Source organism: Streptomyces sp. NPDC090083, from assembly GCF_044747445.1.
Lineage (GTDB): Bacteria > Actinomycetota > Actinomycetes > Streptomycetales > Streptomycetaceae > Streptomyces.
The window spans coordinates 220,115-242,116 of record NZ_JBIVED010000005.1 but is presented as its reverse complement, the minus strand read 5'-3'; the positions used below and the strand labels follow the sequence as shown (position 1 = coordinate 242,116).

The following is a 22,002-nucleotide window of genomic DNA, read 5'->3' as shown; positions in this document are numbered from 1 at the left end:
CGTGCTGACCTACCAGCCAGTTTGTCGGGTGACCATAGTGGTGGAAGGGGACCGGTGGGGAAAGAGGTTCCTGCGGGTAACCCGACAAGGCCCGGGCCAGGGAACGCCTGACCCCGGCCGAGGACCTCATCGGGGTGTTCCGCTACAGAGGTGCCGACGCCCTCAACCTGAATGACGCGCAGGTCCGCGCTCGCTGCTTGGAGCGAGCCAAGTTCTTCGTTGGCCAGGCGGACGCGCCCCCGGGCGGTGTCGTCAAAGTGGGGGCATCTCGCAGGGCCGTGTCACGGAGGTCTCCCTGCAGCCCGTTGAGAGACTTCTCCACCGCCCGGTACTGCTGGACTCCCAGAATCCCCACCCCTCCCGCCCGCGATAGCCTCTCTCGCCGCGCCTGGTTCGCTGTCACCAGCCGGTCAGCAGCAGGTGGTTGAGGAGCAGGGCCAGGACGGCCTGTGCGGTGAGCCAGGCGCGGGGCCGGGGGAGGAACGCGTACGCAGGGAGCAGCCACATCGCGAACGGCAGCCAGATGCGTTCCGTCTCCGCCTTGCTCATGCCGGAGAGGTCGGCAAGGAGAAGGGCCAACGCGGAGGAGGGACCCCCGGCGGTCACGTACACACTCTGGTTGTCCAAGACCAGCAGGGTCAGGTCCTCTGCAGGTCCTCTCATGGCCGGCCTGGCCGACCATGTCGCCGAGAGGCGGCCGGATCCTTCCCCCCTCGGCGACCGGGCGGACCTGCTCAAGGAGCCCGGCGCGGAAAGCGCCCTGGAGGCACTGTGCGAGGACCTGGTCCGGCACGCGGTCGGGCCGCTCCACGACGATGCCGCGATGCTGCTGCTTCGGTACCACGGTCATGGGGAAGGAAAATCTGTTCCCATCGGGTGAGGGGGCGGCGACTTCGGCACGGTAGAAAGGACACATGCCGGAGCACGAGAACCCTGCGGGGACCATGGACGACGTCGACGCCGTCACCCGGGCGGTACTGACCGCCTCCCGCCTGCTGGTGGCGGTCTCCGCCCGATCCCTCGCCGAGGTCGAGGAACGGGTCACCCTCCCGCAGTTCCGGATGCTGGTGGTGCTGTCCACCCGGGGCGCCACCAAGCTCGTCGCCCTCGCGGACCTGCTCCAGGTGGCGCCGTCGACCGCGATGCGGATGGTCGACCGACTGATCGCGGCCGGGCTGGCCGACCGGCAGACCAACCCCGGCAACCGCCGCGAGACCTTGCTGCAGCTCACCGAGGAAGGCCGGCGTACCGTCGAGGACGTCACCGCGCGGCGCCGCGCGGAGATCGCGACGATCGTCGCACGGTTGGGCCCGACACAGAGACTGGCGCTCATCGAGGCGCTCAACGCCTTCAACAGAGCGGGCGGAGAGCCTCCGGCCCCCGCCTTGGACGACCCGGAGCCGCACCCCCTCGGCTGGATCGTGGACAGTGCGATGGCGCACGACGTGTGACTGCCGTCCCGACCGGGCGGAACCGGTCTCCGGACGACTCTTCTCCTGACCCCGCAGATCTTGCATAATGCAATGGATCGGTGGGTGGGACTTGGTTGCCGGACTTCGGCAGCTCACGTCGCACAACTGGGGCTGATCAAAGACGCGATTGGTCGTGCCGCCGTTCTCGGCGGTCACCGACTCACGGGCAGGGACGCCGGGGGGACACGGATGCGCCGAAGGCGTGGACCCTCGGCCGTTGTCGAACCGCACCTCATGCAGCATTTGCGCGGCACGGTATGGGGGCCCGCGGAGTTCGTCGGGCTGCCGCCCCGATGGTTGGTCGCAGAGGGGATCCTCGTAGCGATCCTCGGTGTCGTGGCGATCATCGGCACGAGCCTCTTCGGTGCCTGGACAGGGAGGCCGTCGCTCGCCGACGGTGAGGGCGGCCTGGTGTGTGCGGCCGCCGTCGGCCTGTACCTGTCATTCGTAGGGGCCGGACGTGCGCTCGTCGGTGTCGCAGCACTGCTCGGCGCATGCCTCGCCCTACAGGCTCCGCAGGCCGCCGCCGGTCTGGTGCTGGCGGAACGGGGACAGACGCGGTCCGTCGTGGTGACGTCGGTCGAGGAAGGCCGGACGACGGACGGCGGGCACCTCCTGCACCTCTGCTCGGTGAGGGACCCCGGCGGGGTGCCGCTGAAAGCCCGCATCTGGCGCGGTTGCGGGCGAGCCACCCGGCCCGGAGACACGCTCACCGTCGTGTACGACCCACGGGGCGCTGTGCCCCCGCGCGGCGCGGAGCCGGATGCCGGAATCCTGGGAGCGGCACGCGATCTGGCGCCGTGGGCCGCGGTACTCGGGGGCGTGACTCTGGTCGCCGTCGTCCGCTCCTACCGGCTGACCCGTCTCACCCTTGCGGTGCCCGGGCCGACGGACGGAGCCGCCACCCGCTGATCACTCGGCTGCGGCTGCGGGGGTGGGTGACGCGGTGTTGATGCCGAGGTCGGGGCGCGCGGTCAGGGCGACGATGGGGGCGCCCGGCTGCGGCGGGGGAGGGGTGACCTGGTCCTTGGGGAGCTTGGGCGGGGTGGTCTGCTGGAAGTTGACCTGGTCGAAGTTGACCACTCCGGTCTTCTCCAGCACGGTGATGTGGTCCAGGACGGTGTCGTTGGCGAGGTCGGCGAGCTGGCGCACCAGGGTGTTGGTGGTACTGGCGCGGATCTTGGCGATGGCCGGGAAGATCTGGCCGTGGGTGACGCGCATGATGTTGGCGGCGGTGCTGTCGAACTGGCGGCCGGACTGTGCGGCGGAGGTCGCGACGAACTGCTGCTGTTGCGGGGTGGCCTGGTTGGGGAGTGCGATGTTGAGCATGGGCGCGATCTTGCGGCACAGGTCGTCCAGTCCGACGTGTCCCACGATCAGGTGCTTGCCTGCTTCCTTCATCTCCGGCGTTGAGCCCTTCTCCAGGGTGAGCTCGCCCAGCGGGTACTCCCAGAGCCCGGCGGAGCGGACTTTCACGACGAAGTCGCGGTCGCCTTCGGTCAGCGGCCCCCACTGGGTGTTGGCGATGATCCGGGACGGGTTGGAGGCCGTGGTCTGGACCCCGAGGATGCTCGGGTACACGAGGGCTGCCAGCGTGGCGGTGAACGCCCCGCCGACGACAAGGGTTCCGACCGTGCTGCGGCGGATGGGCATGGCGCCTCCTGACGCGAGGGGGACTGTTCGTCAGGAGGTACGGGCACGTCATGCCGACTGATCATTGCGCAAGGTAAAATTTGCATGCTGCTCTTCCGTGGTCGGCGTTGCGGCCCTCACCCGGTGGTCGGTGAAGGCGTCGGAGGCGTCGCGGAAGAACCGTTCGACGCGTCCTCGGGGGCGGTGGTCGGGCCCGTCGGCACTCCTGCGGTGGCCAGGCCGGGAGGCACGGTGAGCGCGACGATGGGCGAGCCCGGTTGGGGTACGGGTGGCGTCACCTGGGCGGCGGGGAGCTTGGGCGGGGTGGTCTCCTGGAAGTTCACCTGGTTGAAGTTGATCAGTCCGGTCCTCTCCATCTGCGTGATGTGGTCCAGGACCACGTCGTTGGCCTGGTCGGCCAGCTGGCGCACGAGGGTGTTCTCGGTGGTCGAGCGGATCTTGGCGATGGTGTTGAAGATCGAGCCGTGGGTGATGCGCAGGGTGTTGGCGAAGTCGGTGTCGAACTGCTTTCCCGTGTCCGACTGGAAGCCGGCAAGGAAGCCCTGCTGCTGTGGCGTGGGCTGGTTGGGGATGGTGATGTTCAGCTCGGGGGCGATCTTGCGGCAGCTGGCGTCGAGCGCCGCGTGGCCGATGACCAGGTGCCTTCCGGCCTCGCGTACGGCCGCGGTCGTGCCCTTCTTCATGGCGAGGTCTCCGGAGGGACCCTCCCAGAGACCGGCGGAGCGCACGAAGACGACGAAGTTGCGGTCGGCCTCGGTCAGCGGTCCCCACTGGGTGTTGGCGATGATCCTGGACGGATTGGAAGCCGTGGTCTGGACACCGAGGATGCTCGGGTAGACGAGGGCGGCGAGGGTCAGGCTCAATGCCCCCGCCACGAAGAAGGTTCCTGTCGTGCTCCGCGACATGCGCATGGTGTCTCCCGACGTGAACGGCGTAATTGTCGATGAGTACGGGAGTGACAGGACACAGCAACCTTTGCTCCAGGTAAAGCTTGCATCATGCTATGTATGTCGTGCCCACCCGCCTCGACTGACGAGGCCGTCCTGCCGCGTGCTGAAAGGGAATCCGCCGCGCGTCCTGAAGCGCGGGTTCAGCTCAAGCGGGTGCCCGTCGAACCAGCCGGATCCGCTCACTGCGTGCTGCGGATGTGGAGCCACACAGCTCTGGACGGGTTGCCGTTCCTGGTAGTGGCGAAGGCTGCGCACGAGCCGGACGACACGCGCGAGGTGTCCTCAGGCAGCTCGTACGGTGAGTGGACTGCCTGCGTGGTGGGGGACGTCAAGGGGAGATGCAGCGTTGCGCGGAATCGGTGACGTGGGCGGCCGATCATGGGTGCATGGGCCGGACGCGGGCGATGTGGACAGTGTCCGGGGGAGGGGCGTGACCTCGGCGTCGCGTTCGGCCTCTGTGCCGTCAACTCGCCGCAGGTCCGGCCGTTCGCGGTGGAAGAGGCAGGTCGTTGAGAAGGCCTCGACGTGCCGCTCGAAGCATGAGCTGCTGGATGCCGTGCAGGGCTTTCGTCACCGCGATCACCACGGCACTCGTCACCGTCACGGGGAGAGAGGCTTGACCCGGTATTTCCAGTCACAGGAGGGTGGTGAGGGGGCTCCGCCGCCGTCGCCTTCCGAGCAGGCGGGCCGACCTGACCCGTCCCGGCCGGACGGCGCGTACCTTGCGGCTCTCGCCGGAGGAGCAGCGGGGCAACTGCACTGGTGACGGTACGTGTTTGCCGTCGAGTCGGTGGACGGCCGTGATCCGTCCGTGTTCGTCCATGGTCACGTCGATGTCATACGTGTCCTCCCAGCCGTACCAGCAGTCGAGACATGCGAACGAGTACGAGCGGTGGACATGCTCTGTGTGCATGGCTGGCCTCTCGGGAGTGGTCCGTCCGTCGAAGTTCCGCCTCTCAAGGCTTGCGTAGCGCAAAATATTGTCGGCAGTCTCCTCGGGGCGCGGTCAGGCGGTCCCGTGCACGGCCCGTAGGGCGCTTTGGTGGCTGAGCCAGCCGATCGGCTTGCCGTGGGTCGAGTCGATGACCGGCACGCCGGTACCCGCAGCCGACAGCAGTATGTGCAGCGCTTGGGCGAGAGGCTGGTCGGCCAGGACGGGCACGGGCACCTCGGCGAGCTGGCCGATCCGGGTCGGTGCGTCCTCCGGCTGTTCCGCCAGGGCCTCCGCCACTGCCTGCGCCGTGACCACGCCCACATAGTGCCCGCTGTCGTCGACCACCGGGAGTGCGCCGTGGCCGGACAGGCTCAACAGGCCGGCGGAGTCGGCCAGCGTCGTCGACGCGGGCAGGGCAGAAGGCAGTGGTTCCATGACGGCGCCGACGTGTTGGGTGCCGATCCGTGCGCCGGTGGCGGGCCCTTCCAGGTCGACGCCGCGGCGGCGCAGTTTGAGCGTGTAGATCGTGTCGCCCGACAGCAGGCGGCTGGTGGCGGTGGCCAGCACGATGGCGAGCATGAGGGGCAGGATGATCGAGTACTCGCCGGTGAGTTCGAAGAGGATCACCACGGCGGTGATGGGTGCGCGTGCGGCGCCGGCGAACACTGCTCCCATGCCGACCAGTGCGTATGCGCCCACCGCACCGGCGGAGCGGGGCAGCAGGTGGTGCACGCCGATGCCATAGGCCGAGCCCAGCATGGCACCGATGAACAGGCTGGGGGCGAACACCCCGCCAGAGCCGCCGATGCCGATCGTCAGGCTGGTCGCCAGCATCTTGCCGACCAGCAACAGCAACAGGAAACCGACCGCGTAGCCGCCCTCCGTCGCCTTCTGCAGTACCGGGTAGCCGACGCCGTACATTTCCGGCAAGGCCAGCAGTACCAGGCCGAGAAGCAGGCCGCCGGCCGCCGGACGCAGCCACTCCGGGCCGCGCCACAGCCAGTCGCAGGCGTCCTCGATCAGGTACAGGAACCGGGCGAATCCCATCCCCACCACTGCGGCACCGATGCCGAGCACCGCGAACAGCGAGTACTGGGTGAGGTGGTCGACGTGGAAGCCCGGGAGGTTCAGAAAGGCCGTGTCGCCGAAAGCGGCGCGGCCGATGACACTCGCGGTGACGCTGGCGAGCACGGTGGCGCCGAAGGCTTCCGCGCTGAAGGTGTCGAGGATCAGTTCCATGGCGAAGAACACGCCTGCCAGCGGTGCGTTGAAGGTGGCGGCGATGCCGCCCGCCGCGCCGCAGGCGACCAGGAGTTTCATCCGTCCTTCGGCCACCTTCGTCACACGGCCCAGCGTTGAGCCGAGTGCTGAGCCGATCTGGACGATCGGGCCCTCGCGGCCCACCGAGCCGCCGGAGCCTATGGTCAAGGCAGATGCGAGGGTCTTGACCAGGGCCACCTTGGGACTGATCCGCCCACCACGTTGGGCTACCGCGAGCATCACCTCCGGCACCCCGTGACCGCGCGCCTCCTTGGCGAACCGGTTCACCAGAGGGCCGTACAGCAGTCCGCCGACCATCGGGGCCAGGACGACGAAGTACGGCCCGAGCCAGGGCACGTGCGGATTACTCGCGCCGGGCGAGGCCGCGTAGTCCGTGTGGCCGGAGAAGAGGTGCGTGAAGGTCGTGATGCACCAGCGGAAGACGACCGAGCCCGCGCCGGCTCCGCCCCCGATCACCACGGCCAGCACCATCAGCCCCCAGGGAGCGGAGCGCAGACCCACGAAGGCCGGTGGAGAAGTCGAGCTGCTCGTCGCGGTGCTGGTCATGCGATTCCTGTCCGTGGATGCCTGGGAGCCTGGATGGCACTCATCAATTCTCGTGCCTTACCTTTGCATTATGCAAAACTGGTCAGGAGGCCATCCCTCGGGGTGCTGTCGCCGGCCGGAGGTGTCGCGGTCGATGTCGACGCCGACTTCCACCACGAACTGGGGTTCCACCAGCGTGACGACCAGCTTTCGTCGGTTGTCCCACTCGGCGGAGACGGTCGGCCCGTCCACGGATGACGCCGCGCCGCCCGGGAGCGGCAAGTCGGCGATGGCGGCACCTGCCGTCCGGGCGAGGATGTTGGTGCGGCCGGCGTACTGAAGGCGGGCCGGCTCGTCGTGCCTGCCGGGCAGCAGCGTGCGGGGAGCCGTCGGGGAAGGGAACCCGTGACTGTGCCGACAGGCGGGTTTCCGGCCGTGGCGCAGTGGAGGTGGGCGACCGGTTCGGGGTGCGGGACTCGCAGGTGTGCGGCGGCGGAGGCGCGCAGCTGAAATACGCGCGCGAAACCGAAAGCCCGCGCGCCCCTTTCCCGTGCGCGCCCCTCGCCTGCTCCAACAGTCCCTTACCGGGCACACAAGGCGCTGATATTACGGACTCCTGCACGACAGGGGGACAAAAGTGACACGCACCGACACGGGCTCCGACGACGACACCACGAGCAACGACCCGCAGGGCGGGGACGGCAAGCACGACAACACGACCAGGATCCTCATCGCGGTCATCGGCGCCCTGGCGGCCATCGGCGCGGCAGCGGCCGGGGCGTATTTCGCTCAGGACACCGACTCGAAGGGGACGACGGATTCCCGGACCGGCTCTTCGGCTTCCGTATCGGCATCGGCATCGGCCTCCCTCTCGGCCGAGGACGAAGACTCCTGCGATCTGCGACGACTCGCGGACTCCTGGGACCAGCCGCCGTCACAGCGCTACAACGAGACCCTCTTCGGGAACCGCCGACCGCCGCACGTCTACACACAGGTGGGCGGTCCGGCAAGGAGTCCCGAGATCAGCGTCAAGGGCCAGTTGAGCCTGGACATCCCGGCGGGCCAAGTCCTTTATCTCGTCACCCGACCCGACCCCGATTCGAAGGACGAGTTCGGGCACCCGGGCAACGGCCGCTTCTACCCTGGCACGCCCATCAGCCCCACATCCGGGGGCTGTTGGGAGGACGACAACCACTCGGTCGGCTATCCGGGCGTCGAGGGAATCAGCGAGACCTACCTCCTTGTCCTCGTCGGCTCCGACCAGGCCGCGAAGTTTCCGGCCGACCGCAAGGCGAAGGGCTGGGACGGGTACAGCGAGGAGGACTGGCGGTCGATCACCAAGATCGACGTCATGAATTTCCATGTCTCGACGGCGTAGCACGGCCGCCATGAGAGCCGAAGGCGCGTGCCAACGGCGGCTCATCCGGTCTTCGTTGGTCCCTCCTTCCAGATTTTGGGGTCGACCTCTACGAAGCGCGATTGCCGGCGGTCGCCGCCAGTCCCTCGCTCATAGGTGCTTGGTATCCGGGTACGTAGGCAACTGAGCAAGCACCCAGGGTCGGCTTTTCGGCGTGTTGCCGATAAGTCCTGCTGTGATCTCGAACGGGTGGCCTTTGCGATTGTCGGGAAGGTGCAAGGTCCGGTCGTCGACGTGGACGGTCATGTCGATGTGGGAGCGGGAGTAGTGCCGCCTGGTACTGCGATCTGCCTCCGGTCAGATGGACCTGTTGAGCGAGGACGGTCGTGCCACCACCACTGATGGGCGTTCTCCGCGGCGCGAGTGAGAGTCGGAACTGGGTGTCGAGTGGTCGGTCGATGGAAGCTACGGACGGCAGAGCCTTGAAAGGCACACTCGACGCCCTTGGATGCTCACCCTACGAAGGGCACCGCCTCCCGCTGACCAGCGTAGGGAGCTTTGAGTGAGGCGAGTCCGGGTCACCGAGGTTTGCTCACGCCTGATCAGACGCTTGTGATGTCAGGCCGATCGGTCGGCGGAGCAGTCCCTCGCACGCCCGCTTGCTCGGCGTGCTGAAGCTTGCCGGCGCGCAGCTCCCGGCCGTCAGAATTCTCCTATGGACTCAGGGGTGGCGGCAGTGTTGGGCGCAGCTGTGGGAGTGGTGGGTACCACCCTCGCGGCCGCTGTTGCAGGCATGTCGGCTCAGCGACAGGTCAGGGCGGAGCATCGGCACTGGCGTCGGCAGCTCCGCCGTGACGCGTACTCGGCGTTCACGGCCAAGGCGGATGAGCTGCACAAGGCGTTGAAGGAGATCGATGCCGGGCTGATCGCGCCGGGAGCGGATCTCGAGGTTCTCCGTGAGGGACTCGCCCATGCCCGGGGATTGCTGCGTGGCGGGCTGGCCGATGCTCAGGCGACGGTGGAGATCGAAGGGCCGGAGAAGCTGGCCCGTATGGCGGAAGAGCTGTCCCGATCGCTCTCGGCCTGCGTCGCCGTCATCAGCGCGGCCACTGTCGGGCAGGGCTCTGGTGCTTCCTCGGACATGACGGAGTCCCGAGGGGCCAGACGGTTTCTCGATCACGCGGCTGCGAAGCGAAGCCAGTTCGTGGAGCATGCTCGACGGACCATCGACGTGTGAAGCGCCCTCGTCAACTGCGAATGCGCCCGAACGCTGCTCACTGCTGCTGAGGATGTCCGAAGGGCGGGACGGCACCTTCGCGTCAACCCGCTTTCACCAAGCGACCCGGCGTCGGTCCCGCCCAAAGGACCGTTTGGCGGTCACAGCGCCATCCGTCCGAGCAGCGCTGAGAAGTACCCGAGGCGACGACATCATCGTCGAAGGACTGACAGTGATCATCGTCATGGGCGTGCGGTGTCTGTTGTCAGAGGCGGAGGGCAGGATGACGGTCATGACGGAGGGAATGAGTTGGCTCGCTGGTCGACAGTCCATCGCTTTCGGGGGTTATCACGTGGTCCTGGCCCGCGGGCTATCCCCGAAGGGACTCGCTGAGCGGCTTGCCGCGGCGTTGCGGTACGACGCGGAGCACGTCGTCGTGTCGGTCGGGGAGCAGACGGGAACGTCGCTCTTGGAGCTCATGGATGACTACGACGACGTCGGGTTGCGTCTCGGGTCTGTGGGGGACTGGGTGTACGCGATTGCGTACGGTGGCTGGCAGGCCGAGTTCGGACCGTTGGCGCCGGTCTCGCGTGATGGCGTGCATGTCTGCCTTCTGGAGTACGAGGAGGAGAACGGCAAGCCGGTGCCGCCCCAGTTCGCCTATTTCCAAGATGGCGAGCTGCTGGCCGCCTTCAATCTGCACCTGGACGGGTCCTGGGGGTACGAAAAGGTCGAAGGCGACCCCGATACAGCCGCGCGACTGCAGGAGCGGCTCACGGCTGCCGGCCTTCCGGATCCGGAGCGTAACCGAAGGGAGGTTCACCGCGCCGCGCTGGGCGTCGTGGAGGAGTTCTTCGGACTTGCGCTGCCGAGGGAACCGATCGTGAGGGGGATGCTGCCGGCGGTTCTGCTGGAGCCGGCGTCACCCGTGACGGGTGTCATCCGACGACACGCCCTCGTACGGGCGGCCTGAATCGTCCCCGGGAGGGTCGGGGAGGGCCGGCGAGCGCGGGAGGGAGTAGACCGCCGGGGTGAGCGCTGACAGCCTGACCCCGGAACGGTCTCCGGCTGATGCCGAATGCGCTGCCGACGGCCCCGATCCCGCCTCCCAGTCCGATCAGCTCACCCACCAGACCGCGACGAAGAAGAGCCGGTGTTGCTGCTTCTGGCAGCAGCGACAAGAGAAGATATCGACGGGCCTTTCCGGAGGCGCGCCGTCCGGCCGGTGAACGCTCGCGGCCCACGGTCGGCACTCGAAGTTCCGGAAGTCCAGTCATTCGGCGACCACAGACACGTCCACCTGCTGCGATCGCGGCAGACGGGGTGGGCGCCTGCGCCATCCGTCGGACGGGGCTGTTCTTACGAGACGATGACGTGGCGTCGGATCACCGATGTCCTCCCGTCACACAGGCCACTCTGGCGCTGTCGGTCACCCGCCGTGGGTGCCGGGCAAGGACGGGAGGATCACGTATGAGCAGCCACATCAGGCGCAGGTCGCCTCGCAAGGTCCGGCTGACCATCGCCGGAGGTGCGCTTCTGGCGGTGGCTGCGACGGCCGGCATCGTGACCATCGCGTCGGCGGACGAGCCCGCCGACGCTTCGTCGAACGGGCCGGTCCGCCCGCTGAGCGCGCGGGCGCACCTGGGCGCCGACCACGCCGTGTTCGTGCAGGGCAACGAGCTGGTGGGCAACACCATTCATGCCTTCAAGCGCGGCGACGACGGTCAACTGTCCGCCGCCGGCACGTTCGCGACCGGCGGGAAGGGCGGCGATCAGGTCGACGCGCCCACCGACTCGCTCGCCTCGCAGAGTTCGCTCGTCTACGACAACCGGTCGAAGCGGCTGATCGCGGTCAACGCCGGCAGTGCCACGGTGACCTCGTTCAGGGTCGAGGGACAGAAGCTGACCGACCGTCAGACGGTCCCTTCGGGAGGTGACTTCCCTTCATCGATCGCGGTGTCCGGCAACCTCGCCTACGTCATGAACGCGGGCGGCAAGGGAAGCGTCCAAGGCTTCCGGATCACCGGGAAAGGGCTGGTCCCGCTGAGCGGCTCCTACCGCTCTCTGGGCCTGCACAACAAGAAGGTTCCGCTGTTCAGCAGCTCGCCCGGTCAGGTCGCGTTCACGCCGGACGGACATGCCCTGGTGGTCACCACCAAGTCCGCCAACACCGTCGAGGTGTTCCCGATGCGGTACGGCGGGCGTCCCGCGGCTCGAGCCGTGGTCAACCCCTCGGCAGGCGGTGTTCCGTTCGCGATCACCTTCGACCGCTCCGGCCGCATGCTGGTGGCCGAGGCCGAGAAGTCGACTGTCACCACGTACCAGGTGCGCCGGGACGGCGTCCTCAGGGTCGTCCAGAATCCGCTCCCCAACGGCCAGGAAACCCTGTGCTGGCTGGAACGCGCGGGCGACTTCTTCTTCGGCGGCAACACCGGCAACTCCACCGTCACCGGCTACCGAACCGATCAGCACGGCAAGTTGGCCCTGACCAATCGCGTCGGCGTCGCCACGCCTCCGTCAGCGCGATCGCAGGGTGTCATCGACCTCACCGTGACGAAGGACGAGAAGTTCCTCTACGTCCAGAACGCGACCTCCGGCACGGTCGACGGCTTCCGGATCGGCAGGAACGGCTCTCTCAGCAAGGTCACCACCCTCACAGGACTGCCCCCCTTCGCCGGATCCGGCATGGAGGGCATCACCGCGGTGTAAAGAAAGCGGCCATCGCGGTACGGCGCTCCGGAGAGGTCCCTCACCGGAGCGCCTACGCGTGTACGGACCCTGATCGGTCGCCGGTCGGGCGGCCTTCGCCAGCTGCCGCCTCACATGGACGAGGGCGGTGATCCGGGCGAGGATGCCTTGCGGACTTCGTTGTGCCTCGGGTCTATGATCACTCCGCCCCAGCGTCCGCCGTGGCCGCACCCGTCTCCGAGACAGGCCGAAGTCGATGACGAGCACCACCCGCAAAGCTCCCTGGATCATCGCCCGCTTCGCGCAAGTGGCGACAGCGGCGGTGGCCGTGGCGGACGTGCTCCGCGCGGTGGCGGTCCGGGATCACTACCTGCGCCGTACGGATACGTCTCTGCACAGGTCGGGCCTCATCTCCATGATCTTTCTGTATCTGATGAATCTCGCGGTCGTGCTGTTCCTCGTGTGGCTCGTCCGGTCCCGGCGCAACGCCCAGGAGCTGTCCCCTCAGGCCTCGCTCCCCAGGCGGGGCTGGACCATCGGCGCGTGGTTCATTCCGGTGGTCAACTTCTTTGTCCCGCGCCGGTTCGTCCTGGACATCGGGCGGGCCAGCTCCGCCTCATGGGAGGAGAAGCGGGACGCAATGCTGGTCAACCTCTGGTGGGTCGCCTGGATCACGCACGCGCTGGTACTCGTGGCAGGGAACCGGCTGGCCCCAGGATCGATGGCGTTCCTGGTGGTGGCTGAAGCGCTCATGACGGCGGCAGCCGTGCTGCTGGGGCTCGTCATCCAGCGCATCACGGCGTTGCAGAGCGCCGCGCTCGGTGCCACGGTCCCGGTCGTATCGCTCGCCCAGGCGTGAGCCAGCTCCCGTGATGCGATCCCTCGCGCTGCGGTAGGGGAGTTGGCTGTGTAAGGGGAGTTGATGGACGTTTTGTCGTCGGTCAGGGAGCACCGGGAGTACTGCTGGAGAGCTGGTGGCGGCACAGCCGCTTTTATCTGACCCGTGCTCGGAAGGCTGGCCCTGTCGGGCAGTGCTGCGCCGACTGCTGGGCATCAGTTGGTCTTGCGACCCCAACTCGGCCCTACAAGTTGCCACTCCGTGCCCCAGGAGTCGATGCGGCGCCGGTCCAGCCGGTATCGGGCGGCCGCCCCCGTGCCGAACGCCATGCCCGCGAAGGCGAGCGTGGCGGTCAGGCCCAGGGCGGTGGATTCCAGAGTCGCTTCCGCCGAACTGGCCGGCTTGCTGGTGAAGTTGTCTGCGGAGTCCAGCCAGACCACGACCTTGGAACCGGCCTTGCGCCCCATGTCCACCAGGGTGCTTCCCGTACGGCTGGTGCCGTCGGCGGTCGTCCAGCGGACCTTAGCCTTGATCAGGTCGCGCACCCCGCCGGATGTCGAGCTCGCGGGCGGGGTGTCCGTGAGGAGTACGGCCTGCACCGAGTGCCGTTCGGTGCGCTGCGCGGCGAACATCGTGGCGGCGGCGTCGCACGTCACCAGGCCGGCGAGTGCGCCGCCCACCACGATGACCGCCCACATGACCAGGACGATCCAGGCCTCGACGAGGTCGTCGCGCCGGCGCAACGGGTTGCTCCGCCACCGCCACAGCCGCGCCTTCAGACGCCTGTTCCTGCCCATGAGTCCGCACCTCCTCGTCGTGCTCGTCACTTCGAAGGTGTCAGCCGCGGGCATGGCGTCGCTTGGGCCGAACAGGGGCTGCGAGGTGCCCCATCGGCACGGCATCCCGCGCGAGGACGGGCCGTTCAGCCCGCTGCGGCGGAGGAGTCGCCGGACGTCGGCTCTGCGGCCAGGGACTTCGGCAGCCGTGCGTGGATCTCGAAGACGCCTCCGAGCTGGGCGTGGCGAAGGATCCGCAGGAAGCCCGCATCCCCGGTGACGAGTCGGAGCCGTCCTCCTCTGGCACCGGTCCGGTGGTGTGCCCGGCACAGGACGCCCAGCCCGGCGCAGTCGATGAACGACACGGAGCGCAGGTCCAGTACGAGATCGGGGTGGGGAATCGCCGTGAGCGTGTCCAGGCGTGTCGACAGCGGGGGCCCCGTGAGGACGTCGACCTCCCCGTGCAGCTCCAAGACGGTTGTCCCGGCGATGAGATGTTCCGACGTGCGCAGGACGGCGTCGGTGTGGATCTCGGTCATGGTGCGAGCCAATCGGACAGGTGGTCCCGCCCGGAAGAGCCGACCGGACCTGTCCACCTGTTCGGCCTGGGCCGTTCGGCCCAGGCCGGGGCCGAACGGTCGCGACGGTCCCGTTCGTCCGGACGATGAGGGCCGACCGGCCCAAGCGAGGAGCGACGGCCCCGGACACGCTGGACACACCGGGGGAGTCGACCGAGTGGGGAAGGTACGTCATGAAGGGCTTCGTGTTGCAGGGCCCGGGACAGTTCTCCTGGGAGACCGTCCCGGATCCCGGTATCAAGGACGCGACCGACGTGATCGTGCGCGTCCCGCACGCCGACCTCTCCGTCCACCTGCTGCTCAGCACACTGGAGGCCAAGGACGCCGTCCTGCTGGCGGACAACTTCCCCACCGGCTACTACGAGGTGGGCGTGCTCAACGGACAGATACGCCCAGGAGACACCGTTGCCGTCATCGGCGTCGGCCCTGTCGGACCGGCGGCGATGGCCACCGCCCGGCTGGACGCGGCGAATTGGTTCGGAGCCGACGTCGTCGTGGACACGCGCGACACCGAGGAGGCGTACGACGTCTTCGCCAAGGCGGCCGACACCGGCGTCCTCAAGGTGGTGCTCGGTGGGACCCGGCACGAGGAGGTCGCCCTACCGGCGGCCGGACGAGAGGACGTGACCCGTCATGCCTGACCCATTCCCGATGAGCGTGCCAGAGGGGACACCGTCGGGTGACCTCGGACGCCGGATCGCCGTACGGCGCACTGCACTTGGTCTTTCTCGTCAGGAGGCGGCCGGTCTGGCGGGCGTGGCGGACAGCTACCTCCAGTACCTGGAGGAGGTTCCCGGTGCCGCACCCGGTCGGAGCGTTCTGCTCAGACTCGCCGCGGCTTTGGACACCACGGTGACGGACCTCGCCGGAGGCCACAGCGACCGGACGCCCGGCTCGGGGCGGGCCGGCTCCGACCCGACGTTCACCGAACTGACCGTCCAGGAGTGCCGCGAGCTGTTGTCGACGCACGGGGTGGGCAGGATCGCGGTGCAGACCGCCTCGGGACCCGTCATCGTTCCCGTCAATTACACCGTGGTCGACGGCACGATCGTGTACCGGACCGCTCCCGGTGCGATGCCGTCCCGGGCGGCGGGCTGCCAGGTGACCTTCGAGATCGACCGGATCGACGACGCGTTCGGTGAAGGCTGGAGCGTGCTGGCGCTCGGCCGGGCCCGGACCGTGACCGAGGAGGACGAGGTACGGCGGTTGACGGAACACGTGTTGAGCGAGCCGTGGGCAGGCGGCCCGCGCGAGGAGTGGATCCGTATCGACGCGCTGAGCCTCACCGGACGTCGTATCACCACGCGACCGGGGACGTTCTCCGCAGCGGACGGGACCGATGGCCCCTCACCCGCAGACTCCGCGGCACGAAACATGGAGTGACACCCGCATACGGACACGCAGACCCCGCGTACAGGGCGAGAGACGGACTGGCTGATGTATTCCAACGACGGATTCCGCGAACTGGAACGAACCGATTGCCTGCGCCGGTTGGGCCAGGCACTCGTCGGCCGCATCGTGCACACCCGCCAGGCCCTGCCCGCGGTTCTGCCCGTGAACTTCTCTCTGGACCATGACGGGGCGGTGCTGCTGCGTACCTCCGCGGCCTCGGAGCTGGTGCGCGCGATCGACGGCTCGGTGGTCGCTTTCGAGGCCGACGAGGTCGACACCGTCGCACACTCCGGCTGGAGCGTCGTCGTCACCGGGTCGGCCACCGTGGTGACCGACCGGGCCGAACACGAACGCCTGACCCGGACCGGCCCGTCCTCCTGGGTGCCCTCGCCCCAGGAGGTCTTCGTACGGGTCGAGCCCGAGTTGGTGACGGGACGTGAACTCGTCGGCGGTCGCTCGATGTACGGGGTGGATCTCACCGGTTCGGCCTGATGAGGATGTCGCCGCGGGCTCGTCAACTGGGCGTGGAGAGCGCTCCTGTACGGCGCGAGGGATGGCCGCCGACTCGTCCCGCGACGGCACGACACCTGGACCGTACGGCCCCTCAAGAAGGGGCCGTACGGCGTGTCAGGAAGTTCCTGCGACCCCTGACCCGGTCCGTCCGCGCAGGACCAGCATCGCCAGCGGAGCCGCCGTTGTGGGTATGGGCGGCCCCTTCCCGCTGAACACCGTGAGCATGCAACAGCCAGAAGGGGAAAGGGACATGACGTTCCATCATGTCGTCGTCGGAGTGGACGGTTCACTGATCTCGGTCCGGGCACTGGACTGGGCCGCGGACGAAGCCGCGCGCCGAGGCGTCGAACTGCGCGTCGTGTACGCCGTGCCCGACAGCGACGAGTCGGGCCCGATCCTGGACTCGGCGGTCACGCGCCTCACCGCACGTCATCCGGAACTGCCCGTGGTGGCCTGGGGCGCGGTAGGTGGCGCGGTGCGCACGCTCGTGCGGGAGAGCGAAGGCGCGGACCTCACCGTCGTGGGGACCCGGGGCATGGGCGGCGTCGCCGGTCTGCTGTTCGGTTCGGTGAGCCTGCGTCTGGCCGCTCAGGTGCACAGCCCGTTGCTCGTCGTCCGCGGCGACCATCGGTGCGACGACGGCCGACCCGTTCTGCTGGGCCTGGAGGGAGACGGCGACGAGAACGCGGCACTCTACGCCTTCCAGGAAGCCGAGCGCCGAGGAGTTCCGCTGCACGTCCTGCACAGCTGGACCCACCGGCACGTCACCCTCGAACTGCCCTCATTCCTCCCGGCGATGAGCCCGGGCCAGGAGCAACTCGCCCAGCGGGGAGGGGCAGAGGATTCCGTTCCGCGGTTCAGCCTGGCTCGGCTGAGTGAGCGGCATCCCGATGTCCGGGTCGAGAGCCGCACGATACGCTGCGCGCCGGCGGACGCCCTGTTGGAGGCCACGCGCGACTGCGCCGTCGTGGTCGTCGGTGCCCATCACCGCACCCACTGGTTCGGCCCGCGGCCGGGTCCTGTGGCACACGCTCTGCTGCACCGTTCCCATTGCCCTGTCGCGGTGGTGCCCACTGCCAAGTGACCCGGCGGACAGGGCCGTTCGGGCCCTCGCCCGGGGACCTGCAGCCCCTCCGCCGCCGCCGTCCGCCGCGAGACATTGAGGACGCAACGAGAGTCGTTCGATCCCAAGCATCGTTCCCTCGAAAGGGATGAGCATCATGGCAGTCCAGAACCACCCCCAACACCACCCGCGATTCCGCTTCCCGTCCTTCCACCGGACCGGAACGGCGCAGGTCGCCGCCTCTGACGCGACGGCGACGGTGTCCGTGGCGCGTGCTTACGCTTTCGCGTCGTTGCGTCTGGCCACGGGGTTCGTGTTCTTGTGGGCGTTCCTCGACAAGACGTTCGGGTTCGGTTACGCGACTCCGTCCGGCAAGGGCTGGATCGACGGTGGTTCGCCGACGAAGGGCTTTCTGAGCTCGGTGGCTGCCGGGCCGATGGAGTCGACGTTCCATGACTGGGCTGGTGCGGGCTGGGCGGACTGGCTGTTCATGCTCGGTCTGCTGGGCGTGGGTGTCGCGCTGGTTGCGGGTGTCGCGCTGCGGCCGGCCGCCGTGGCGGGTACGGCGATGATGGCGTTGATGTGGTTGGCCGAGTGGCCGCCGGCGAAGCACCTGTCCGACGGGACGCCGAGCATGTCGTCGAACCCGTTCGCCGACTACCACCTCGTCTACGCGATCGTGCTGATCGCCCTCGCGGCTGCGGGCGCCGGTGTCACATGGGGGCTGGGCAGGCTCTGGGCCGCGCTGCCCGTCGTCCGCGACCACACCTGGCTGAAGTAGACAGCCGGTTGCCCACCGAGACCGGGGTGCTACCGCCAACTGGCCGTGGCACCCCGGTTGTTGGCGGTCCGTCGCGTTCCAGCACCGTCGACCTGGGCGGCTCGCCCGGACGCCCTGACATTTGGGCGGGTGCCGCATGGCCAGATGTCAGGCTTCGGCCGGCTGGTCGACGGGGACGAGGAGGAGCCCGGTGACCAGGTCCGGGCGGATGCGGACCGCGTAGTCCATCGGCTGCCGTACCCAGGGACGCAACAGCGCCTGGTATCGGGCCAGTTCGCGATCGTCGTTGACGAGGTGCGCGTATCCCGTGACCACAACGCTCCAGCCGAGGTGCGTGTCCGGGTCGATGTCGTCGGCCTCGTAGGCCACCACGACTCCGGGGCCGTCGGCGTGGTGGGTGCGCAAGGTCAGGGCCGCGCCCTCGTGTGTGCGGATGACGATGTTCCCGTTGTCCACGATGTGGTTCACCGGGCGGATGGTCGGCAGCGCCTGCCGGGTGAAGGCGATCCTGCCCATCGGCACGCTGCCCAGCAGCCGCAGTGCTTCCACGCCGTCGACCTCGACCATGCGGCGCAGCGGATCCACGGCGACCGACTCCTCTCGGTCCGGGGCCCCGGGAGGCCGCGCGACAAGGCTTTCGCTCACTGCTCGTTGTCTCCGGCCTCTGGCCCACCGAAGGGACCAGGTGGCGGCCGGTGGGTGGAGCGTCTGGGGTTGATCAGGCCATTCCAGGCGTTCCGGTACCGGTCGGGCTAGGGCCGTTCGGCCCTGGAGCGTGTCCGATCGGCCCCCTGCCCAGGAGCGGGGCCTGCGGGCGGCGCGTCGTCGAGGTCTCGGGCCACCGAAACCTCCTCAAGGTGCTTGATCCACCTACCCGCATCGGCGGGGGCGGCTACCGTGGCACGTGACTGGAGCGGTAGGCCCGCGCGGTGCGGGTAGGGGATCTGGAGGATCACCGGTGGGAAGCCCTGAGGAGTCCCGGGTGGCCAGGGTCCGGCTGCCGCAGCTGAAGATGGACGAGCTGCTGGAGGAGCTGCAGGCACGTCTGGACACCGCTCGGGGTACACGCGACCGCGTGCACAGCCTGCTGGCGGCCGTCCTCTCGGTCGGCCGGGAGCTGGACCTGGAACAGGCGCTGCACAGCATCGTGGAGGCGGCGGCCGTCCTGGTCGACGCCGAGTACGCGGCGCTCGGTGTGATCACCCCTGACGGCAAGGCCCTTTCGGCCTTCCACACGGTCGGTGTCAGCGAGGAGCAGATCGCCCAGATCGGTTCCTATCCGCAGGGCCACGGCATCCTGGGTGAGCTGATCCGTCACCCGGAGCCGCTGCGGCTGACGAAGATCTCCCAGCACCCCGCTTCCTACGGCTTTCCGGCCAACCACCCGCCGATGAACAGCTTCCTCGGCGTCCCGATCCGGGTGCGCGACCAGGTCTTCGGCAACCTGTACCTGACGGAGAAGCGCGGCGGTGCACAGTTCGACGAGGACGACGAGTCGGTGCTGTCCACGCTTGCCGTCGCGGCCGGCGTCGCGATCGACAACGCCCGTCTCTATGAGGAGTCGCGGCTGCGTGAACGCTGGTTGCAGGCCAATGCCGAGGTCACCCACGAGCTGCTGTCCGGCGGAGCGCGTACCGATGTCCTCGCCCTGATCGCCGAGCGGGCGGGAGAGATCACGGGCTCGGCCCTCGCGGCGGTGGCGCTGCCGATGGAGGACACCAGGTCCCTGGCTGTGGAGATCGCCGTCGGACTGGACTCCGAGATGCACCAGGGGCTTGTGCTGTCCGTGGACCGCAGCCTGATGGGACTGGCCTTCGCCAGTGCCGCTCCCGTCACGAGCGTGGATGTCGGCAGCGACGACCGCATCTCGCCGGATCCACCGCGCTTCGAAGGACTCGGTCCTGGCGTGGCCGTGCCCATCGGTACGGCGGAGGCGGGTGTGCGCGGCGTCGTCCTGCTGGCCCGTGAGATCGGGAGGCAGCCCTTTTCGGCGACGGAGACGGAGACCCTCCAGGACTTCGCCGCCCAGGCCTCCGTAGCCATGGAACTGGCCGACCACCGTCGGGACGCACAGGAGATCGCGGTTCTTCAGGACCGCGACCGCATTGCCCGCGACCTCCACGACCTGGCCATCCAGCGGCTGTTCGCCACGGGCATGACCCTGCAGAGCGCCGGCCGCTTCATCGAACACGAGGAGGCCGCCGAACGCGTCGTGCGCGCGGTGGACGACCTGGACGAGACGATCAAGATCATCAGGTCTACGATCTTCGGCCTGCGGGCACGGGACGGGGGTGCGGGGACGGGGCTGCGGGCCCGTGTGGTGCGTGCCGTCGGCGAGGCGACACCGGTGCTCGGCTTCGCGCCCAGCGTCCGGATGGAGGGCTTGGTCGACACCGATGTGCCCCGGGAGACCGCCGACCACGTGATCGCCGTGCTGTCCGAGGCGCTGACCAACATCGCCCGGCACGCCCATGCCGATCGGGCCGACGTCGCCCTGCTCACCGACGGCCGCGAGGTACGCCTGTCCGTCACCGACAACGGCGTCGGCATCCCGGCGGAGGGCCGACGCAGCGGGCTGCGGAACATGGAGGAGCGGGCCCAGCAGCTGGGTGGAGCACTGCAGTGGACCACTCCGCCGGAGGGCGGCACCGTGCTCGTGTGGAAGGTACCGGTGACCGGGGAGTAGGCACCGCTCCGCCACCGTAGGTGCCCCCAGAGACCTGGCCGCGTCACGCGCGCCGGGCACCATGCGGTTGCTGCATTCCCGTGCCCGACCCGTCGCCGAGCGCCCAGCGCGTTCTGCGCCGGTCAGCTCTCGTACGAGGCCGAGGGGCCGATCCGCCGGGCCGTTCGAGCAGCGCGATCAGGGTCTGCCCGGCTCACCGAACCACTGCGGTCCTGGGTGCGGTGGCGACGACGGGTCCGGGACGTGGGCCGAACGGTGCGGTGGTGGGGCCCGTCCGGCCCCTGTGAGACGTCGGCCGCTCGCACGAGTCTGGGAGTCAGTGGAGCGCTTCCTCCGTCCGGGGAGGGTGCCTGGAGAGGGGGACTGTGATGGGTGGCCCGGTGGTCGTGGGAGTGGACGGTTCGCCGGCGAATCTGGCGGCGGTGGAAGTCGCCGCGCTCGAGGCGGAGCGGCTCGGCGTCGGTCTGGAGCTGACCCAGGCGGTCGGTTGGCCGTCCGGAGCCGGTCGGTTCGGCATTCCCGCATGGGAGGTGGACGGGACCGGTGCGCACGCGTCGACGAATGGCGTGCTGGCCGAGGCCGAGAGGCGCGCCCGCAGTGCCGCACCGCGCGTGCGGATCTCACGCGGAGTCCTCGTCGGCGAGCCCGGGACCGTGCTGGAGCGCGAGTCGCGCGCCGCCTCGCTGACCGTCGTCGGAAGCGATGGCGCACGCGGCGGCCTGCATGACGGCTTCCTCGCCGGACATTTGTCCGGATGCGTGTCGGGACCGCTGCTGGTGGTGCGTGGCCGCCCGAACCCGGCGGGCCCGGTGCTGCTTGTGGTCCACGGCGCGTCGACGCTGCGAGGAGCCGCCGAATTCGCCTTCGCCGAGGCGTCGGCACGCGGGGCGGAACTGGTGTCGGTGCACCTGCGCAGCGTCTCCGCCACGCGTCCCCACGTCAGGCCCGCCCTGGCTGGCGCCGAAGACAGGGAAGATGCCGCGCTCGCCGAGGCGCTGTCCGATCTGCGCACGCGGTACCCGGACGTCACCCTGCGCTGCCGTCGGCCGCGTGGCCGGTCCCGCCAGGCCCTTGTCGCAGCCAGCGAGGACGGCCAGCTCATGGTGGTAGGGGTGCGCGACAGGTTCCGGTTCGCGCGCCTGCCCCTGGACCCGGTCTGCCGGACCGCCCTGCACGAGGCGGACTGCCCTGTCGCCCTTGTCCGCTGCTAGCCCTCGCGGACAGCCCCGGGGACGGAGGAGGAACGGCTGCTCCCGTCCAGCGTCGTGGCGCGCTGCGGGCCGGGGAGGGGCCGTACGG

Annotated in this window: 22 protein-coding genes and 1 pseudogene; 15 read left to right on the top strand and 8 right to left on the bottom strand. The window is 69.0% G+C overall.

Annotation, left to right across the window (positions count from 1 at the left end; genetic code table 11):
* Window positions 1-399: 399 nt before the first annotated feature.
* A pseudogene (locus ACIPTO_RS20575) lies at window positions 400-663 on the bottom strand (hypothetical protein); the annotation flags it as partial.
* Here ACIPTO_RS20575 and ACIPTO_RS20570 point away from each other — a divergent pair.
* The 3 genes from ACIPTO_RS20570 to ACIPTO_RS20560 all read left to right on the top strand — a co-directional run bounded on the left by ACIPTO_RS20570 (window position 662) and on the right by ACIPTO_RS20560 (window position 2,384).
* A complete protein-coding gene (locus ACIPTO_RS20570) occupies window positions 662-880 on the top strand; it encodes a hypothetical protein (protein ID WP_401194752.1) in 219 nt (72 codons plus the stop codon). The pseudogene ACIPTO_RS20575 and the gene ACIPTO_RS20570 sit on opposite strands and share 2 nt — an antisense overlap.
* A gap of 34 nt (window positions 881-914) precedes the next feature.
* Window positions 915-1,451 carry a MarR family transcriptional regulator gene (locus ACIPTO_RS20565; protein WP_366314819.1) on the top strand — a complete coding sequence of 179 codons (537 nt, stop codon included), beginning with the start codon at window positions 915-917 and terminating at the stop codon, window positions 1,449-1,451.
* Between the two features lie 357 nt (window positions 1,452-1,808).
* Complete coding sequence (locus ACIPTO_RS20560) at window positions 1,809-2,384, top strand: hypothetical protein (RefSeq protein WP_401194166.1); 576 nt, start codon at window positions 1,809-1,811, stop codon at window positions 2,382-2,384.
* Here the strand turns inward: ACIPTO_RS20560 and ACIPTO_RS20555 are convergent, their stop codons facing one another.
* The 4 genes from ACIPTO_RS20555 to ACIPTO_RS20540 all read right to left on the bottom strand — a co-directional run bounded on the left by ACIPTO_RS20555 (window position 2,385) and on the right by ACIPTO_RS20540 (window position 6,761).
* Window positions 2,385-3,125 carry a DUF4142 domain-containing protein gene (locus ACIPTO_RS20555; protein WP_401194164.1) on the bottom strand — a complete coding sequence of 247 codons (741 nt, stop codon included), beginning with the start codon at window positions 3,123-3,125 and terminating at the stop codon, window positions 2,385-2,387.
* A gap of 116 nt (window positions 3,126-3,241) precedes the next feature.
* A complete protein-coding gene (locus tag ACIPTO_RS20550; RefSeq protein ID WP_401194162.1) occupies window positions 3,242-4,036 on the bottom strand; it encodes a DUF4142 domain-containing protein in 795 nt (264 codons plus the stop codon).
* A gap of 673 nt (window positions 4,037-4,709) precedes the next feature.
* Window positions 4,710-4,988, bottom strand: coding sequence for a hypothetical protein (locus ACIPTO_RS20545; protein WP_401194159.1), 279 nt, complete (start codon window positions 4,986-4,988; stop codon window positions 4,710-4,712).
* 93 nt (window positions 4,989-5,081) lie between these two features.
* A complete protein-coding gene (locus tag ACIPTO_RS20540) occupies window positions 5,082-6,761 on the bottom strand; it encodes a chloride channel protein (protein WP_401194733.1) in 1,680 nt (559 codons plus the stop codon).
* Between the two features lie 691 nt (window positions 6,762-7,452).
* Between ACIPTO_RS20540 and ACIPTO_RS20535 the strand changes: the two genes are divergently transcribed.
* The 5 genes from ACIPTO_RS20535 (at window position 7,453) to ACIPTO_RS20515 (ending at window position 12,935) form a co-directional block, all read left to right on the top strand.
* Window positions 7,453-8,193 carry a hypothetical protein gene (locus ACIPTO_RS20535; RefSeq protein WP_401194157.1) on the top strand — a complete coding sequence of 247 codons (741 nt, stop codon included), beginning with the start codon at window positions 7,453-7,455 and terminating at the stop codon, window positions 8,191-8,193.
* 739 nt (window positions 8,194-8,932) lie between these two features.
* Entirely contained in the window at window positions 8,933-9,409 is a 477-nt protein-coding gene (locus tag ACIPTO_RS20530) for a hypothetical protein (RefSeq protein WP_401194154.1), read from the top strand.
* Window positions 9,410-9,620: 211 nt separating this feature from the next.
* Complete coding sequence (locus ACIPTO_RS20525) at window positions 9,621-10,361, top strand: DUF6461 domain-containing protein (protein ID WP_401194153.1); 741 nt, start codon at window positions 9,621-9,623, stop codon at window positions 10,359-10,361.
* 497 nt (window positions 10,362-10,858) lie between these two features.
* Window positions 10,859-12,097: a lactonase family protein gene (locus tag ACIPTO_RS20520; protein ID WP_401194150.1), complete on the top strand. Its 1,239-nt coding sequence runs from the start codon at window positions 10,859-10,861 to the stop codon at window positions 12,095-12,097.
* Window positions 12,098-12,332: 235 nt separating this feature from the next.
* Window positions 12,333-12,935, top strand: a complete 603-nt coding sequence (locus ACIPTO_RS20515; protein WP_401194148.1) for a DUF4328 domain-containing protein — start codon at window positions 12,333-12,335, stop codon at window positions 12,933-12,935.
* Between the two features lie 194 nt (window positions 12,936-13,129).
* Here the strand turns inward: ACIPTO_RS20515 and ACIPTO_RS20510 are convergent, their stop codons facing one another.
* Both ACIPTO_RS20510 and ACIPTO_RS20505 read right to left on the bottom strand, forming a co-directional pair.
* On the bottom strand, window positions 13,130-13,711 hold the full coding sequence (locus tag ACIPTO_RS20510; RefSeq protein ID WP_401194146.1) for a hypothetical protein: 582 nt from the start codon (window positions 13,709-13,711) through the stop codon (window positions 13,130-13,132).
* A 125-nt stretch (window positions 13,712-13,836) separates the two neighbouring features.
* A complete protein-coding gene (locus tag ACIPTO_RS20505) occupies window positions 13,837-14,229 on the bottom strand; it encodes an STAS domain-containing protein (RefSeq protein ID WP_401194143.1) in 393 nt (130 codons plus the stop codon).
* 212 nt (window positions 14,230-14,441) lie between these two features.
* Between ACIPTO_RS20505 and ACIPTO_RS20500 the strand changes: the two genes are divergently transcribed.
* The 5 genes from ACIPTO_RS20500 (at window position 14,442) to ACIPTO_RS20480 (ending at window position 18,017) form a co-directional block, all read left to right on the top strand.
* Complete coding sequence (locus tag ACIPTO_RS20500; RefSeq protein ID WP_401194141.1) at window positions 14,442-14,909, top strand: hypothetical protein; 468 nt, start codon at window positions 14,442-14,444, stop codon at window positions 14,907-14,909.
* Complete coding sequence (locus ACIPTO_RS20495) at window positions 14,902-15,651, top strand: helix-turn-helix domain-containing protein (protein WP_401194139.1); 750 nt, start codon at window positions 14,902-14,904, stop codon at window positions 15,649-15,651. The genes ACIPTO_RS20500 and ACIPTO_RS20495 overlap by 8 nt, the downstream gene beginning before the upstream one ends.
* Window positions 15,652-15,705: 54 nt before the next feature.
* On the top strand, window positions 15,706-16,152 hold the full coding sequence (locus ACIPTO_RS20490) for a pyridoxamine 5'-phosphate oxidase family protein (RefSeq protein ID WP_366314796.1): 447 nt from the start codon (window positions 15,706-15,708) through the stop codon (window positions 16,150-16,152).
* 271 nt (window positions 16,153-16,423) lie between these two features.
* Complete coding sequence (locus ACIPTO_RS20485) at window positions 16,424-17,257, top strand: universal stress protein (protein ID WP_401194136.1); 834 nt, start codon at window positions 16,424-16,426, stop codon at window positions 17,255-17,257.
* A gap of 136 nt (window positions 17,258-17,393) precedes the next feature.
* Window positions 17,394-18,017 (top strand): hypothetical protein, encoded by a 624-nt coding sequence (locus ACIPTO_RS20480; protein WP_401194133.1) that lies wholly within the window; start codon window positions 17,394-17,396, stop codon window positions 18,015-18,017.
* A gap of 147 nt (window positions 18,018-18,164) precedes the next feature.
* On the opposite strand, the gene ACIPTO_RS20475 is transcribed toward ACIPTO_RS20480, so the two are convergent.
* On the bottom strand, window positions 18,165-18,584 hold the full coding sequence (locus ACIPTO_RS20475) for a pyridoxamine 5'-phosphate oxidase family protein (RefSeq protein ID WP_366315815.1): 420 nt from the start codon (window positions 18,582-18,584) through the stop codon (window positions 18,165-18,167).
* A gap of 391 nt (window positions 18,585-18,975) precedes the next feature.
* Here ACIPTO_RS20475 and ACIPTO_RS20470 point away from each other — a divergent pair, with 391 nt between their 5' ends.
* Window positions 18,976-20,703: a GAF domain-containing protein gene (locus ACIPTO_RS20470; RefSeq protein WP_401194130.1), complete on the top strand. Its 1,728-nt coding sequence runs from the start codon at window positions 18,976-18,978 to the stop codon at window positions 20,701-20,703.
* 368 nt (window positions 20,704-21,071) lie between these two features.
* Window positions 21,072-21,914, top strand: coding sequence for a universal stress protein (locus ACIPTO_RS20465; protein ID WP_401194128.1), 843 nt, complete (start codon window positions 21,072-21,074; stop codon window positions 21,912-21,914).
* The last annotated feature ends 88 nt before the right edge of the window (window positions 21,915-22,002 follow it).

Bases quoted from the DNA above. Each gene is read 5' to 3' on its own strand.
- ACIPTO_RS20570 (WP_401194752.1), top strand. From the start codon at position 662: ATGGCCGGCCTGGCCGACCATGTCGCCGAGAGGCGGCCGGATCCTTCC.
- ACIPTO_RS20565 (WP_366314819.1), top strand. From the start codon at position 915: ATGCCGGAGCACGAGAACCCTGCGGGGACCATGGACGACGTCGACGCC.
- ACIPTO_RS20555 (WP_401194164.1), bottom strand. From the start codon at position 3,125: ATGCCCATCCGCCGCAGCACGGTCGGAACCCTTGTCGTCGGCGGGGCG.
- ACIPTO_RS20550 (WP_401194162.1), bottom strand. From the start codon at position 4,036: ATGCGCATGTCGCGGAGCACGACAGGAACCTTCTTCGTGGCGGGGGCA.
- ACIPTO_RS20545 (WP_401194159.1), bottom strand. From the start codon at position 4,988: ATGCACACAGAGCATGTCCACCGCTCGTACTCGTTCGCATGTCTCGAC.
- ACIPTO_RS20540 (WP_401194733.1), bottom strand. From the start codon at position 6,761: ATGGTGCTGGCCGTGGTGATCGGGGGCGGAGCCGGCGCGGGCTCGGTC.
- ACIPTO_RS20520 (WP_401194150.1), top strand. From the start codon at position 10,859: ATGAGCAGCCACATCAGGCGCAGGTCGCCTCGCAAGGTCCGGCTGACC.
- ACIPTO_RS20515 (WP_401194148.1), top strand. From the start codon at position 12,333: ATGACGAGCACCACCCGCAAAGCTCCCTGGATCATCGCCCGCTTCGCG.
- ACIPTO_RS20510 (WP_401194146.1), bottom strand. From the start codon at position 13,711: ATGGGCAGGAACAGGCGTCTGAAGGCGCGGCTGTGGCGGTGGCGGAGC.
- ACIPTO_RS20505 (WP_401194143.1), bottom strand. From the start codon at position 14,229: ATGACCGAGATCCACACCGACGCCGTCCTGCGCACGTCGGAACATCTC.
- ACIPTO_RS20500 (WP_401194141.1), top strand. From the start codon at position 14,442: ATGAAGGGCTTCGTGTTGCAGGGCCCGGGACAGTTCTCCTGGGAGACC.
- ACIPTO_RS20495 (WP_401194139.1), top strand. From the start codon at position 14,902: ATGCCTGACCCATTCCCGATGAGCGTGCCAGAGGGGACACCGTCGGGT.
- ACIPTO_RS20490 (WP_366314796.1), top strand. From the start codon at position 15,706: ATGTATTCCAACGACGGATTCCGCGAACTGGAACGAACCGATTGCCTG.
- ACIPTO_RS20485 (WP_401194136.1), top strand. From the start codon at position 16,424: ATGACGTTCCATCATGTCGTCGTCGGAGTGGACGGTTCACTGATCTCG.
- ACIPTO_RS20480 (WP_401194133.1), top strand. From the start codon at position 17,394: ATGGCAGTCCAGAACCACCCCCAACACCACCCGCGATTCCGCTTCCCG.
- ACIPTO_RS20475 (WP_366315815.1), bottom strand. From the start codon at position 18,584: ATGGTCGAGGTCGACGGCGTGGAAGCACTGCGGCTGCTGGGCAGCGTG.
- ACIPTO_RS20465 (WP_401194128.1), top strand. From the start codon at position 21,072: ATGGGTGGCCCGGTGGTCGTGGGAGTGGACGGTTCGCCGGCGAATCTG.